General features: G+C 66.9%; 15 protein-coding genes. 8 read left to right on the top strand and 7 right to left on the bottom strand.

Annotated elements, in window-relative coordinates; all coding sequences use genetic code 11:
• Positions 1-2 precede the first annotated feature (2 nt).
• From BST13_RS26185 to BST13_RS26150, 8 genes are read left to right on the top strand one after another with little or no spacing between them, the layout of a single operon-like run.
• Positions 3-1,424, top strand: coding sequence for an aspartate ammonia-lyase (locus tag BST13_RS26185; RefSeq protein ID WP_083167094.1), 1,422 nt, complete (start codon positions 3-5; stop codon positions 1,422-1,424).
• A gap of 55 nt (positions 1,425-1,479) precedes the next feature.
• The gene (locus BST13_RS26180; RefSeq protein ID WP_083167092.1) at positions 1,480-2,817 is read left to right on the top strand and encodes an NAD(P)/FAD-dependent oxidoreductase; all 1,338 of its coding nucleotides are present in this window, start codon (positions 1,480-1,482) and stop codon (positions 2,815-2,817) included.
• Entirely contained in the window at positions 2,814-3,530 is a 717-nt protein-coding gene (locus BST13_RS26175; protein WP_083167089.1) for a DUF1365 domain-containing protein, read from the top strand. The genes BST13_RS26180 and BST13_RS26175 overlap by 4 nt, the downstream gene beginning before the upstream one ends.
• Positions 3,530-4,822, top strand: a complete 1,293-nt coding sequence (locus BST13_RS26170) for an SAM-dependent methyltransferase (RefSeq protein WP_083167087.1) — start codon at positions 3,530-3,532, stop codon at positions 4,820-4,822. The genes BST13_RS26175 and BST13_RS26170 overlap by 1 nt, the downstream gene beginning before the upstream one ends.
• Before the next feature lie 45 nt (positions 4,823-4,867).
• A complete protein-coding gene (gene sigK, locus BST13_RS26165) occupies positions 4,868-5,500 on the top strand; it encodes an ECF RNA polymerase sigma factor SigK (RefSeq protein ID WP_083167084.1) in 633 nt (210 codons plus the stop codon).
• Positions 5,493-6,233: an anti-sigma factor gene (locus BST13_RS26160; protein WP_083167082.1), complete on the top strand. Its 741-nt coding sequence runs from the start codon at positions 5,493-5,495 to the stop codon at positions 6,231-6,233. The genes sigK and BST13_RS26160 overlap by 8 nt, the downstream gene beginning before the upstream one ends.
• Positions 6,234-6,284: 51 nt before the next feature.
• Positions 6,285-7,244, top strand: a complete 960-nt coding sequence (locus BST13_RS26155) for an SDR family NAD(P)-dependent oxidoreductase (RefSeq protein ID WP_083167079.1) — start codon at positions 6,285-6,287, stop codon at positions 7,242-7,244.
• Positions 7,245-7,269: 25 nt separating this feature from the next.
• On the top strand, positions 7,270-7,854 hold the full coding sequence (locus tag BST13_RS26150) for an SOUL family heme-binding protein (protein ID WP_083167076.1): 585 nt from the start codon (positions 7,270-7,272) through the stop codon (positions 7,852-7,854).
• Positions 7,855-7,883: 29 nt separating this feature from the next.
• Here the strand turns inward: BST13_RS26150 and BST13_RS26145 are convergent, their stop codons facing one another.
• The 7 genes from BST13_RS26145 to BST13_RS26115 all read right to left on the bottom strand — a co-directional run bounded on the left by BST13_RS26145 (position 7,884) and on the right by BST13_RS26115 (position 14,824).
• Positions 7,884-8,771 carry an aminoglycoside phosphotransferase family protein gene (locus tag BST13_RS26145; protein WP_083167243.1) on the bottom strand — a complete coding sequence of 296 codons (888 nt, stop codon included), beginning with the start codon at positions 8,769-8,771 and terminating at the stop codon, positions 7,884-7,886.
• Positions 8,772-8,851: 80 nt separating this feature from the next.
• Positions 8,852-9,292, bottom strand: a complete 441-nt coding sequence (locus BST13_RS26140; protein WP_170064339.1) for an SRPBCC family protein — start codon at positions 9,290-9,292, stop codon at positions 8,852-8,854.
• A gap of 5 nt (positions 9,293-9,297) precedes the next feature.
• Positions 9,298-10,665, bottom strand: a complete 1,368-nt coding sequence (locus tag BST13_RS26135) for a TIGR01777 family oxidoreductase (RefSeq protein WP_083167071.1) — start codon at positions 10,663-10,665, stop codon at positions 9,298-9,300.
• A gap of 89 nt (positions 10,666-10,754) precedes the next feature.
• Positions 10,755-11,693, bottom strand: a complete 939-nt coding sequence (locus BST13_RS26130; protein ID WP_083167068.1) for a LysR family transcriptional regulator — start codon at positions 11,691-11,693, stop codon at positions 10,755-10,757.
• Positions 11,666-12,637 (bottom strand): DMT family transporter, encoded by a 972-nt coding sequence (locus BST13_RS26125; RefSeq protein ID WP_245839805.1) that lies wholly within the window; start codon positions 12,635-12,637, stop codon positions 11,666-11,668. Before BST13_RS26125 ends, BST13_RS26130 begins: the two co-directional genes overlap by 28 nt.
• Complete coding sequence (locus tag BST13_RS26120; RefSeq protein ID WP_232491006.1) at positions 12,634-13,215, bottom strand: TetR/AcrR family transcriptional regulator; 582 nt, start codon at positions 13,213-13,215, stop codon at positions 12,634-12,636. Before BST13_RS26120 ends, BST13_RS26125 begins: the two co-directional genes overlap by 4 nt.
• Before the next feature lie 73 nt (positions 13,216-13,288).
• Positions 13,289-14,824, bottom strand: a complete 1,536-nt coding sequence (locus BST13_RS26115; RefSeq protein WP_245839804.1) for an APC family permease — start codon at positions 14,822-14,824, stop codon at positions 13,289-13,291.
• Positions 14,825-15,078: the final 254 nt, after the last annotated feature.

The raw sequence follows: 15,078 nt of genomic DNA, 5'->3' as shown, positions 1-15,078 counted from the left end.
CCATGCCCACCCCGACCCGCACTGAGCACGACCTACTCGGCGACAAGGATGTCCCCGCCGACGTCTACTACGGCGTGCACACCGCCCGCGCGCTGGAGAACTTCCCCATCAGCGGCGTGCCGATCTCGCAAAACCCTGATCTGGTGGTGGCTCTGGCTGCGGTGAAACAGGCTGCGGCCGAGGCGAATCTACAGCTCGGGCAGCTCGACGACGGAATCGCCCAGGCCATCATCGCGGCGTGCATCGAGATCCGCGGTGGGGCCCTGCACGACCAGTTCGTCGTGGACCAGATCCAGGGCGGCGCCGGAACGTCGACAAACATGAACGCCAACGAGGTGATCGCCAACCGCGCGCTGGAAATCCTCGGTCACCAGCGGGGCGAGTATCGCCACCTTCATCCGCTCGAGCACGTCAACCTCGGGCAGAGCACCAACGACGTCTACCCCACCGCGGTCAAAGTCGCCCTCGGGATGGCTGCGCGGTCCCTCGAACAGGCATTGCGCGGGCTCGCCGAGCGCTGCACCGCCAAATCGATCGAATTCGCCGACATGCTCAAGCTCGGTCGCACTCAGTTGCAGGACGCCGTGCCGATGACGCTCGGCCAGGAGTTCGGCGCGTACGCCATCACCATCGGTGAAGACGCCGACCGGCTCGAAGAGGCCTTGGCGCTCATCGCCGAGATCAACCTGGGTGGCACAGCCATCGGTACCGGCCTCAATACCCATCCGCAGTACGCCGCGCTGGTCTGTGAGCGGCTGCGCGTGCTCACCGGCTTGCCGCTGAGCACTGCCGGGAACCTGGTCGAGGCGACCTCCGACGTCGGGGCCTTCGTGCAGCTCTCCGGTGTAACCAAGCGGGCCGCGGTGAAGCTGTCGAAGATCTGCAACGATCTGCGGCTGCTGTCCTCAGGCCCCCGGGCCGGGCTGGGCGAGATCAACCTGCCTGCCGTGCAAGCCGGTTCGAGCATCATGCCGGGCAAGGTCAACCCGGTGATCCCGGAAGTCGTCAACCAGGTCGCGTTCGAGGTCATCGGCAACGACCTCACGGTCACCATGGCCGCCGAGGCCGGGCAGTTGCAGCTCAACGCCTTCGAGCCCATCATCGCCCGGGCCCTGCTGTCCTCGCTCAACCACCTCACGGCCGCCGTCGACGTCCTCGGCACACGGTGCATCCAGGGCATCACCGCCAATGCCGAGCACATGCGTGACACCGTGCTGCGGTCGGCCAGCATCGCCACAGCGCTCAATCCTGTGCTCGGCTACGAGGCGGCCACCGCGCTCGTCGCCGAGGCCATCGCCACCGGCGCGTCGATCCCTGAGCTGGTGCGACGCTCGGCGCTGCTCGACGAGGAGACCTTGGCTCGCATCCTCAGCCCCGAGAACCTCTGCCGGCCAAACGATCCCAAGGCCACCGAAGCACTCTGAGCACTCTCCGCGGCACCACACCCATCCAGGTGCCGCGCAGCGACGAACCTCTGGTGTGAATCGACAAGAGGAGACATCGCTCGTCCGGCGGATCGCTGTCATCGGCAGTGGTGTGTCCGGCTTGACCGCCGCGTGGGTCCTGGCCCGAGACGCCGAGGTCACGCTGTTCGAGGCGCAGCCGCGCTGTGGTGGACACGCGCACACCCATCGGCTGCCGACCGGCCGCGATGAAGCATCCACGGTTGCGGTCGACTCGGGATTCATCGTCTTCAACGACCGCACCTACCCGACTCTGCTGAAGCTGTTCGATGAGCTCGGCGTGCAGTCTCAGGAATCGGACATGTCGATGTCCGTCCGGTGTGACGGCTGCGGTCTGCAGTACGCCGGGGCCAAAGGACCCAGCGGGTTGTTGGCGCAACCGTCCGCGGTGGTTCGGCTGTGCTATCTGAGGATGCTCGCGGAGGTGACGCGCTTTCACCGACTGGCCCGCACCGAACTCGCACTGGATGACCGCAGCTGCCGCACCCTCGGCGAATTCCTCACCTCTGCGCGGTTTTCCCGTTATTTCACAGCACATTTCATGGTGCCGTTGGTCGCCGCGGTGTGGTCGTGTCCCCCGAACATCGCACTCGACTACCCGCTCGGATACCTGTTGCGGTTCCTTGATCACCACGGGATGCTGACGGTATTCGGATCGCCGACATGGCGTACCGTGACCGGCGGCTCAGCTCGGTACGTGGACGCGATCACCGCGCGGCTGCACACCGTCCGCACTGGCGTTCCGGTGCGCAGCGTGGCTCGCACCGCGACAGGGGTGGTGGTCCGCGACGACGCGGGCCGGGTCGACCAGTTCGATGCAGCCGTCATCGCGACCCATCCAGACCAGGCCCTGGCCGTTCTCGACCGGCCCACCGCAGCCGAGACGGAGATTCTCGGTGCGTTGACCTATTCCGTGAACCACACTGTGCTGCATACCGATACGTCGGTGTTGCCGACGCGCCACCGGGCCCGAGCGTCATGGAACTATCGGCTGCCGGACTGCGCCTCATCCCCGGACCGGGTTCTGGTCAGCTACGACCTCAGCCGACTGCAGCGCCTCGACGCGACGGATCGACGGTTCCTGGTGACCCTCGGCGACGGCGGCAGAGTCGATCCCGATGCAGTGCACGCCGCCATGGTGTACGAACACCCGCAGTACACACCGAATTTCGTTGCCGCACAACGACGCCTGCCCGAGTTGGGCGATCGCCGGATCGCATTCGCAGGCGCGTATCACGGATGGGGCTTCCACGAGGACGGTGCCCGCTCGGGCGTCCTTGCCGCGCAGCGGCTCCAGGGCAGCTGGTCCGGTCCTGGGCCACAGCTTCGCCGCCCGGTCGGGAGCGCGGTGTGACGTCGCCGCGGATCGTTCGAACTCGCATCCGGCACGTCCGCCGGCGGCCGATCCATCACGAATTCGGCTACCACAGTTACAGCTGGCTGGTCGACCTCGACGAGCTGCCTCAGCTGCCGGGGCTGTTGCGGCCGTTCGCCCAGTTCAGGTCCGCTGACCACGCCGGGGAGCCGCAGTACAGACTGCGCACCAACATCGATGCATACCTGGCAGAGCATGGAATTTCCGTGCGCGGGGGCCGGGTTCTGATGCTCACCAACGCGCGTGTTCTCGGCTTCGTGTTCAACCCGCTCACGCTGTATTGGTGCCATGACCGCGCCGGGGCAGTGGCCTGCGTCGTGGCCGAGGTGCACAACACCTACGGAGGTCGACACCGGTACCTGGTGCGCACCGATCCGCACGGTAATGCCATTGTGGCCAAGGATTTCTACGTTTCTCCGTTCAACGCGGTAACGGGCAACTACCACCTGCACGTTCCGGAACCGGACCGGCAGCTCCATGTTGCCGTCCACTTGCGTGACCCCGCCGGCTCCACCGTTTTCAGCGCCACGATGACCGGTGCGGTTCATGCCGCCGACACCGCCACCGTGCTGCGGGCATTGGTGGCTGTTCCGTTGGCTCCGCTGTTGGTGGCGCTGCGTATCCGGTGGCAGGGCGTGCGCCTCTGGGCGCGCGGCCTGCCCGTTGTCGCTCGACCTCAGGAGAGGATCTGATGGCACTCGACCAGACCGGCATCATCCCCGCCCGGCAAGAGGATCCGACGCGCTGGCGTGAGCTCTCCAGGGTCCCCCGTGGCCCACGCGCCCGGTTCGGCGCGTCCATCGCAGAAGCATTGTTCCGAAGCGCCACCCGCGATCTGCCCATCCGGGTGGACTATTCGGACACAGCATCCGTCGCGGACGCCGCGTCGCCGCGGATGGTGTTGCACCGCCCCGATCATTTCTTCGCCCGCCTGGCCGCGGGCGGTCTGATCGGTTTCGGGGAGTCCTACATGGCCGGTGACTGGTCATCCCCAGATCTCACGGACGTTCTGACGGTATTGGCCGGTCGCATCGATACTCTCGTGCCGGCGCCACTGCACCGCTTGCGCCGTGTGTTCCTGCCGCGGGTGCCTCACAGTCAATACGGCGCACCCGGCGACGCCCGCGCGAACATCGCCCATCATTACGACCTGTCCAACGAGTTCTTCAGCCTGTTCCTCGACGACTCCATGACGTACTCGTCAGCGTTGTTCACGGGCGCCGATGCCACACCGACATGGCAGGACCTCGGCGAGGCGCAACAGCGCAAGATCGACCGCCTGCTCGATGGAGCCGCTGTCGCAGCAGGCACGCGACTTCTCGAAATCGGCACGGGCTGGGGAGAATTGGCGATCCGGGCCGCACAGCGGGGTGCCCGGGTTCACACGATCACGCTGTCACGTGAACAGCAGCTTCTGGCTCGCAATCGCATCGCCGCCGCCGGCCTGTCGAGCGAGGTCACCGTTGCGTTGTGCGACTACCGCGACGTGCGGGGCACCTACGACGCGATCGTCTCGGTCGAGATGATCGAGGCCGTCGGTCACCGCTATCTACCGACCTACCTGTACACCCTCGACCGGCTGCTCGCTGACGACGGCCGAATCGCATTGCAGGCCATCACAATGCCTGATCACCGGATGCGCGCGACCCGCAACACCTACACGTGGATTCACAAGTACATCTTTCCCGGCGGATTCCTGCCATCGGTGGATCTGCTCGAGCAGATCGTCGCAAGCCGCACCGGGCTTCGGGTTGTCGATCGGTATTCGTTCGGTTCGCATTACGCACACACGTTGCGACTGTGGCTGCAACGGTTCACCTCTCGCACGAGCAGCGCCGAAGCGCTGGGTTTCGACGAGATCTTTCGGCGCATGTGGGGGTTTTACCTCGCGTACTCCCAAGCCGGCTTCGCCTCGGGGTACCTCGACGTCCACCAATTCGTGCTTGACCGCGCATCCGGTGATGGTCACCATGACGCTGGATAAGGGCACGATCCCCCTCGACGGCCCGGTCTGTGCAAAAATCCCGGCATGGACCTCCCCCGCGGTCGTGACCGCGGTACGGGTGACCGCGCGGCAGAGTCGACGTCCGGCGCGCGCGCCGCCGACGCAACTGAGCTGGCCCGCCGACTCGGCGCGATCGCAGCCGGAGATCGCGATGCCTTCACCGAGTTCTACGACATGACCTGCGCACGGGTTTTCGGTCTGTCCTCCCGGATCCTCCGCAATCCGGCACTGGCCGAGGAGGTCTCCCAAGAGGTTTACCTGCAGGTGTGGACCTCGGCGGCGCGCGAGTACGACCCGGCGCTCGCCAGCCCGATCGGCTGGCTGCTGACTCTGACCCAGCGCCGCAGCGTCGACCGGGTGCGCTCCGAACAATCGGCCAGCGATCGCAACCACGCGTACGGTGCCAGCCAGTTGGGGCGCGAGCACGACGTCGTCGCCGACGAGGTCGGTCAGAGGTTGGACGAGCAGCAAGTCGTCGACTGCCTCGACACGTTGACCGACACCCAGCGGGAGGCGATCGCGCTGGCCTATTACGGGGGCCACACCTACCGCGAGGTCGCCGAACTCCTCGGCTCCGGGCTCCCCGCCATCAAGACCCGCATCCGCGACGGGCTGATCCGGCTGAAGAACTGTCTGGGGGTGGGTTCCGATGGCTGACAACCACACCGACGACGAACTCCTCGACCTTGCCTACCCGTACGCGCTGGGTGCCGTGTCCGAAGCGGAGCGCGCCGAGATCGCCCACCGACTGGCCACCGCAGGCGCAGCCACGGCCGACGCGTTCGCGCGCATCGTTGCCGACACTCAGGAGACGATGGCGCTGGTCACTGCCGGCGACGCGCTCACGCCACCTGCTCGTCTGCGCGAGTCCTTACTGCGAGCTGTCCAGGAACAACCACAGCGTGGCGGCGGCGACGATCTGGCTCGACACCGTGCGCGCAGACGCCGGTTGGTCGCGCGGGTAGCGGTGGCAGCCGCCGCTGCCGTCGTGATCGCCGTCGCCGGCGTCGTCGTGCTGCGGTCCACCCACGAGCCCACCGGCGTGCCATCGGTCGCTCAGGTCCTCGCTTACCCCGACACCCGCACCACCACAGCCGCGGTCGCAGGCGGCACCATCACTTTGAGCGCCTCGGCTCAGGCCAACGCCGTGGTCGTGTCCATGACGAATGTGCCGCCACCCCCGCAGGGGCACGTGTATCAGATGTGGTTCATCCCCGCGTCCGGGCCGTCGAGATCGGCAGGCACCATGAGCGCCGACACCATGCCGCCCCCAGGCGGTGAGGTCATCCCGGCACTGAATTCGGCGGCCGCGGTTGCGGTCACGGTCGAACCCGGCGCCGGGTCTACCCAGCCGACAGGCAGCCCGGTCGTCACCATCCCGTTGACCTGATTTCGCGCCGGATGACCCATCCGGGTAGGTGCGCGCGCCGAATCACTGTCGATGACAACCTCTGCTGTAGTTGACGAACTGCTCGACCGGACGATCGCCCTTGGCTATTCACGGGTGGGCATCGGGTTTCGACAGCGGTTCTGGCCAACGCCCGATTCCGGTGGCGAGAACCTGGCCGGCGCCACGGTCCTGGTCACGGGTGCCAACTCCGGTATCGGACGGGCGATTGCCGCGGGCCTCGCCGCGCGCGGCGCCACCGTGCTCATGACTGTTCGCGACCGTTCCCGCGGCGAGGCCGCCCGGCGCGACCTCTCGGCAGCCGATCCCGACGCCGACCTCGTCGTCGAACGCTGCGATGTGTCCGCATTCTCCGATATACGGGCGTTCGCCGCCGACCTGAGCGGCCGCCACAGCCGCATCGACGCGGTGATCCACAACGCGGGTGTGCTGCCCGCGCAGCGGACCGACAGTGCCGACGGGCATGAACTGTGCCTGGCCACCCACGTACTGGGACCGCTGCTGCTGACCGAACTTCTGCTACCTCTGCTGGCCGCCGCACCAGATCCGAGGGTGGTGTTGGTCTCCTCGGGAGGGATGTACACCCAGTCTCTGGATGCCGACGACATCGAGTATCAAACCGGCACCTACCACGGCGCCACCGCATACGCCCGCAGCAAGCGCATCCAGGTCGCCCTGTTGCCGCTGCTGGCCCAACGCTGGGCCGGGCGATCAGTGACGGTCGCCTCAATGCATCCGGGCTGGGCCGACACCCCAGGTCTCACGCAGGCGTTGCCCGGGTTTCGCCGCCTGTTCCGACCGATCCTGCGCACGCCGGAGCAGGCCGCCGACACCGCGGTTTGGCTCACCGCGACGACGCCGACACCACCCTCGGGACAGTTCTGGCATGACCGCCGCATGCGGCCCATCCACTATCTGCCGACGACCCGCTACACCGAGACCGCACTCGAACAGGTGTGGCGGTATTGCGCCGGGACGATCGGACTCTCGTGAAACGGCGGCATCGGAAGGACTCGCCATGTTGACCCAGATACAGACGGCTGCGACCCGCGTGCTGGAGGTAGCCGGGTCGGCGGTAGGCATCCGGCTCGGTGTCGAGGAGCCGCCGCATACCGCGCGCCCGTTGGTGCCAGGCGTGGAAATCCGGCAGTACGGCCCTCGTATCGCGGCCCAGACACACGTACTCGCGAACGAGGAAGCGGCCCGCAGCGCGGGGTTCCGGCGCCTGGCGCGCTACATCTTCGGCGCCAACCAGCAGCGGGAACCGATCGCCATGACCATGCCCGTCGGGCAGCAGGGCAGTGAGCAGCAGAGCTGGGTGATCCGGTTCTACCTTCCGGCCGGGTCTACACTGCAATCGTTGCCCGCCCCTGATGATGAGCGCGTCTCGCTTGTCGAGCTGGCCCCGGAAACCGTTGCGGTGCTGCGCTTCAGCGGTGATCGCGGACCATCGAGAACGGCCGAGAAAACCCGTCAGCTTCGAGAAACCTTGCGCGACTATGGGTTTGCGCCAGTCGGTGAGCCCAGTGCCTGGTTCTACGATCCGCCGTGGACGCTGGCGTGCCTGCGACGCAACGAGATCGCGATATCCGTTGAGACGTGAGCGCGGCCGCATCATCGCTGATCAGGAGATCAGTCGGTGGCGATGCGATGCAGGGTGCGTCGACCCATTTCACTGATCGACGGATTGCTGCGCTCGTAGTACCACACCAGACCCATCGCCTGCTGAAATGCCCACGCTTTTCCGCGTTCCCACTCCAGGTCATCGCAGTTCAGGGTGCCGCGTAGGACACGTCGTGCCGGCTCGTCGAACAAGTGCCAGGCACACACCAGGTCGAGAGCGGGGTCGGCCGGCCCCAGTCCGCCGACGTCGATGATCCCGACGAGCCGTCGCCTGTGGTCGACCACAACGTTGCCGGGAATGAGGTCGCCGTGTGTCATCACGTCGGGCGACTCGCGCGGCAAAGACCGCAGTTCAGCCCAGATCCGACGAAACGGTGCGACGTCGAAGAGTCGTTCACTCTCATGAAGGCACCGGTTGATCCACTCGTCGTGCGAGGTCAGGTCACCACCGCGGCCCACTCCGTCGAAGGTCTTGCCGTCGGTGCCGATGGTGCGCACACCGGCGATGAACTCGGCCAGGTCCCGCGCCAGCAGCTGTGAGCGGCCCGGCTCGTCACCGCGGGCGACCGAACCGGGCACCCAGGTCTGCACCGACCACGGAAGCGGATAGCCCGCACCGGGCTGCCCGAGTGCGATCGGCTCCGGCGTGCTGAACCGAGTTCGGCCAACGAGCAGCCGAGCCGCCTCGGCTTCGGAGCACCAACGCTGCCGGACCACGGTGGCGTCTTCTGATTCCAGCGGAAATCGAGCGGCGAGCCGCTCACCGATTCGGAACAACGCGTTGACGGTGCCCGAGGAAGCGATCTGTTCAATCGGTAGACCGCGCCATTGGGGAAACTGCTCGCCCACCAGAATGCGCACCATGTCCGTGGTGATCGTCAGCTGGTTGGGATGCATGTCCACACCATCAGAATCCGCATCCCAGGCGCCGACCGGCAACTCGTTTTGCGGCCCTCGGACAGCAGACCGCCGAGCGCTCACCCCGTGCCGAGCGAATGCAACCGCGCCAGTTCACGATCGAGGCCTCGCGCACCCTTGTCGAGCAGGTCGGCGACTGCGAATCGCAACAGTGGTTCCACCCAGCGCAGCCACCCAGCGAAGGCGAATGCCACCTGGTATGTCACCAAGCATCCGTTCGGCCGGCCAGCGACGGTGATCGTGTCATGGGCGACGACGGAGGCGTTTTCGCCGCGCAGTTCGATGGACTCACCCGGCGTGAGAGCAGTCACCTCGTACACGAGATCGCTCGTGCGCCCCGCGAAGGGGGAAGTGTTGGCGTAGCGAGTTCCTCTGCCGCCGTCACCGGAGAGTCGTTCAGTGCGGACCGTCCCGGGATCCCACTGTTCTGTCGTGGTGAAATCGGCAAGGTAGGCAAAGGCCACCTCCGGCGGGCAGCCAGCGGTCACCTGGCGCTGCATCCTGATCACGTGTGTTCCTCAGCGATGTTCCCGAGTTGATAGCGCAGACACTGCTCGAGAGACGGCCTGCGGAAGCGGTGTCCGGCCTCGAGCAACCGGATCGGCACCACCCGCTGACTTGCCGCGGCCAGCTCGCGTGCGCCCTGCTCGCCGAGCAGCAGGGCCGGCCCCAGATCGGGCACCGGCAACACCGCCGGTCGATGCAGAGCGTGCGCCAGGGTGGCGGTGTACTCGGCATTGCGAACCGGTTGCGGCGCAACCGCATTCACTGAACCCGACAGCGCAGGATCGACCAGCGCACGGTGATAGACGTCGACGAGGTCATCGACGTCGATCCACGACAACCACTGCCTGCCACTCCCCAACCGGCCACCCAGACCCGCCGCGAACAACGGACGCATCAACCGCAGCGTTCCGCCGCGCGGGGTCTGCACGATGCCGGTACGCACGTTGACCACCCGCAACCCGGCCGCCGTTGCCGGTGCCGTGGCGGCTTCCCAGTCGGCGACCACATCGGCGAGAAACCCGCCGCCCGGTGTCGCGGCTTCGTCCAGCTCGGCATCACCGCGGTCGTATCCGTAGAAGCCGATCGCCGATGCGCACACGAACGTCGAGGGACCGTTGATCGCGGCCGCCGCGCACTGCGCAAGCCGCCGGGTCGGGTCGATCCGGCTCTCCCGGACTGACCGCTTGTGAGCATCGGTGAACCGGCCGGCGATGGAGCTCCCCGCCAGGTGCACAACGGCATCGACGTCATCGAGCAGATGGGAGTCGGGCGCGTCCGGCTGCCAACGGCGTTCGAAGTCACTGCGGGGTTGGCCGCGGACCAGCCGGATCACCCGGTAACCACCGGTCGACAGAAACGCCGACAGTGCGGTCCCCACCAAGCCGCTCGAGCCGGTCACCGCGACAGTGCCCGGCCGCCGGCCGTGTTCATGGGACCACCGGTGGCCGGCCAGGTCTTCGGCAAGCTGGCTGTGCCGGTACAGAAACGTCGGTCGCAGCAAGCTTCCCGGAACAGCGGTGTCGACATGGTCGATCACGCGGGTGCGCCCGGCGTCGACGGCCTCGAAGAGGTGCTCGTGCCGCCACGAGCCGATCAGACTCGCCGGAAGCGACCGCCACCCGTCCCGGGCCAGTGCGTCGACGAACCGCGCAGGCCGGTCATAGGACCCCGGTTGATGCTGCGCAATCCACCGCAGGCCGCCGGGCAAGCCGAGCACTGCCCGGCCGTCGGCCAACGACGTGGCCTCCGATACGACGTTCAACGGCTGCCACGGCGGCATCAGTCGGTGTATCGCGCCGGGGCGCTCATGCCACGCGAACACCTCTTCGCGAGGCGAGTCCACCACGCTGCTGTGCACGATTCCCACGACACCTCCCCAGAGACGGTTGCCTCAGTGGTTCGGAGCCACCCGGCCTGCGGATGGCCGCAACCTCAAAACAGCGTCACGAGTGACCTCTAACCACTCTCCGCATCACCTGCGGCACGGCGATCGGCGAAGATGGCCCGCGCGGCCTCGGCCACGGCACGTGCACGAGCGGTGCTGCGAACCGACTGCAGCCGGGCCAGGACGATGGGCAGCCCAGGGAGGTCGTCGCGGATGGCGACAGTACTCACCGCGCCGCCGTCGTAGGTTCCGCGGTGCGCCGGGATCTGGTTGAGGATCGAAAACCCGTGTCCGCGTGCGACCAAACCGCGGACCGCCTCGTAGCTGGCCGAGCGGTACCGAATACGTGGTGTCACACCGGCTTTGGCGAGAAGCGACTCGAAATAGTCACGGCTGTCCGGGAGATCGAGCAAGACCATCGGCTCGTCGGTCAGCTCTGTCAGCCGGATCGATTTCCGTTTGGCCAGCCGGTGTTCGGCCGGCAGCGCCACGTACGGCGCTGCCACACCAAGAGATTCGACGTCCACGCCGGTTCCGAGTGCAAGGTCATAGGTCAGCGCGAGCTCCGCGGTGCCGTTGCGCAGCACGGTGCGGATCGCATCCGCCGACGTCTCGACGACCTCGACCTCCAGCTCGGGATGGCGGGCACCGAGGTCGGACAACAGCCGGGGCAGTACGAACGGCGTCAAGGTCACGAAGCACGCCAGCCGGACCGTTCCGTGCACCTGGTCGACCCGGCCGCTGGCGTTGTCGAGCACCTCGTCGAGATGTGCCAGCAGTGCGCGGGTGTCACGCAGCATCTCTTCCCCGGCGGCGGTCAGGGCCAGGCCGCGGGCGCGGTGCCGGATGAACAACTGCGTCCCGATCTGCTGCTCAAGCTGGCTGATCGCGGCCGACACCGCCGACTGCGCGATGTGCAGTTCGTCGGCGGCCTTGGTCATCGACGAATACGTGGCGGCCTTGACGAAGTACCGCAGCTGGGTCAGCGTGACGTCGGGACGTCGGCGCATCGGGGACTCCCTACAGCGTCGTGGGGTTGTCTGCCGAGTTTATTCGCGGCGCGCCCGGACCGCGGCGAGACGCCGGGCAAGGTCAGCACGACGAGCGCCGCCGCGATCAGCGCGACACCGACCCAGCCGACGGCGCCGACGGTTTCGTGCAGGATCACCACCGAAAGCACGGTCGCCGCGGCCGGTTCGACGAGAGTGACGGTGGTCGCCGAGGTGGCGCCGACCCGCGCCAGCCCATAACTGAAGAGGACGTATCCCAAGAACATCGGCAACACCGCCAGATACGCGATCACAACGATGCCCGGATACGTCACGACGGCGCTGCCCGCGGTCGCCACGAACACCGGCATCAGAAGAATGCCGCCGAGGCCCAAAACCGCTGCGGCCGAAGCCCCGCGGCTTGTCCCGTCGTCCATGAGCCGACGCATGGCCCAGGAGTAGCCGGCGTACGAGCCGCCCGCCGCCAGCCCGAGCACAACGCCCAGCGTCGCCGAGTGCGCGCCGCCCGAGTCGGAATGCCGCGACAGGCTGAGCAACACGCTGCCGCCGATGCCGAACCCGCACGCGAGTGCCCACTGCCTCGTGAGAGCACGCCCGTCACAGAGCCGCTCTATCACCGCTGATGCCAACGGCGCCGACGCCAGCGACACGACACACCCCAACGCGACGCCACCGATGCGCATCGAGCTGTAGAACGCCAACGGATACACGGCGACACACGCGCCCCCGAACGTCACCAGCCGGTACCGCGCCGAAAGCACTGCGCGGTCCCGATATAGCGCGCGCCGGCTGAAGACGATCTGCAGCAGACCGCCGACGCCCATCGCCGCCGCCCCGACTGTCACGGCGCCGACCGACGGCGCCAGGGCCGACGCCGTACCGGTGGTTCCCCACAGCAACGACGCGACGACGATGGCCACCATCCCTACGGTCCGCGGTGTCACAGGGCTGCCATCAATGCGGCGGCCAAGGCGCGGGCGTGCGCGATCCGGTCCGATCGGCCTTCCAGTCCGGCGCGTGCGATCGATCCCTCCAACAGGAACGACATGTGCTCGGCGACACCGTCTGCGGCATGTTCGCCGCAGATGGCGACGAGCTCGCTGCGCAGGATCTGTTCCACTTCCTCCTTGTGGCGGCGCACTGCATCGCGGCCGGGATCGCCGACGGGCAATTCGGCGGCGGCGTTGAGCAGGCCGCATCCCCGGAAGCCGTGCTCATAGCCCATTTCGGCGTGGTCGGCGTAGGCGTCGAACACGGCCAGCACCTTGTCTTCGGCAGTCACGGCGTGCGCGCGGCGCCGCGCGTACAGGCCGAGCCATTCTGCGTGTCGCTCTTCGAGATAGCTCGCCACCAACTCCGCCTTGGACGCAAAGTTGTTGTAGAGGCTCATTTTTGCCACGCCCGCGTCGGCCGTGACCACGTCGATACCCGTCGCCGCGATGCCGTCGGCGTAGAACCGACGCGCCGCCGCGTCCAGCAGCCGACGCCGCGCTTGCCCACCCGGGCGGCCCCGCTTCGTCATGGCGGACATGCTCTCATTTACTAGGTAGATCTGTCTAGTAAATAAGCGGCGGGCACGCGCGGTCCGTCTCGGCTCAGGTCAAGATGTCGTCCGGCGCTTCGAGTGGCGTCGTGTCCGGGCGTTCGGCGCGCACCGCCCGGGCCCGCAGGTAACCCACCGCGCCGAGGACGCCCAGCACCACCAGAGTGCCCAGCGTGAAGACCTCGAAGGTCAGCTGGCTGACGCCCCACGTCTTCTCGAAGTCGTAATCGATACCGAACAGGCTCTCCAGAGTGCCGGGGAAGACGGCCACCCACGACCCCAGCGCGACCCACAGGAAGCACAACCCGCCCAGGATGCGGAAGCCCGTGTTGCCGGTCGGCACCCGGAACGGCCGTGCCACGTCGGGAAACCTGGTGCGCAGCCGCACCGCGGCCGGAATCGAGATGACGTAGCTGAGCAGGAAGGTCGAGATCGAGATGCTCAGCACCACACCGAAGATCGACGCCGAGGACCCGGTGACCTGCATCGCGACCAGGCAGAACACGGTCGCCACGACACCAGAGAGCAGGTTGACGCGCACGGGCGTGCCCAGCTGCGGGTGGAATCGGCCGAAGAACCCGCCGAAGAACGCGCCGTCGGCCGCGGCCATGGCCTGCATGCGGTCGCTGATGATCATCCAGGCCGAACCCTGGGTCATCAGGATCATCGCGAAGATGACGCCGGTGACCGTGAGCATCGCCGGCGCGGCCGAGCCGTACACACTGAACACCTTCGCGACCGCTTCCATCAACCCACCGATGCCGGTGATGTCATCTTTCGGCAGCACGACGAGGATGGCGAAGATCGGCAGCAGGTAGGCGGCCGCGGCGATGCCTGCCGACCGGGCGATCGAGATCGGTACGTCCCGGGCGGGGTTCTTCATCTCGCCTGCCGCACTGTTGCCCGATTCGAAACCCAGGTAGGAGAACAGCAGCAGCGGTGTCACGCCTAGCATGCCGGCGACCGTCGGGCTGAAGTCACTGACGGACAGGCCCGCGACGCCGTTCCGCGAGGCGTAGATCGCGGTGGTCACCAAGAAGATGACCAGGAAGGCGATCTTGAGGATGGCGCCGACGTTCGGAATCCACTTGCCGTGTTTGAGACTGATGATCGCGGCGAGCACGGTGAGCCAGATGAACACCAGCTTGAACACGTAGTCGGTGACCGTGCCGTGCTCGAACGGCGTGACGTAGGTGCTCCAGGTCTCCGAGGCGATGAACGCCATCGAGCCACCGACCCAGACGGGCTGGGTGACCCAGGTCAGCAGCGACGCGATGGCCGCCACCGGGCGACCGAAAGCCTTGCGGCACCAGATATATACACCGCCCTCACCGGTGAACGCGCCGCCGGTCTCGGCGAACACGAGGCCGTATGGCACCAGGAAGAACACCGCAAGCACCAGGGCCCAGGTGAAGGTTTCCGCGCCGAATCCGGATACCTGTCCGAGCGTCTCGATCGACACCACCGCGGCGACGATCAAGAACACGATGTCGAGCCGGCCCAGCGTCTTCTTGAGGTGCTTGACCTCACGATCAGCCTGGGCGGTCTCCCGATCACCCGCGGCTGCCAGTCTTGGTTCGGTTTCCACGATCATCCTTCTCTCGATGTGATGGCCCCCACACTGACCCGCGTCCGCGCAGCTGTAAAACATCCTTTTCAGTGAATTTGAATCGGAAATTCCGATGCGATCGTTGGTGGCCTCGCCGCGGCGTCACCGCTCAGCCGCGGCCGAGTGGCCAGTTATTCGCGTTTTTTCGCTCATTTTCGGGCTGTTGCGGAATCGTGTGGGGGTCAGTGCAACGGATCTCGTCAGTGGTGGCGGGTGGCCGGGCCCGAGGTCGG

The sequence above is a fragment of the Mycobacterium aquaticum genome (assembly GCF_002086485.1).
Classification (GTDB): Bacteria; Actinomycetota; Actinomycetes; order Mycobacteriales; family Mycobacteriaceae; genus Mycobacterium; species Mycobacterium aquaticum.
Note: the sequence above shows the minus strand (reverse complement) of the source record. Positions and strands in the feature narration are given on the sequence as shown.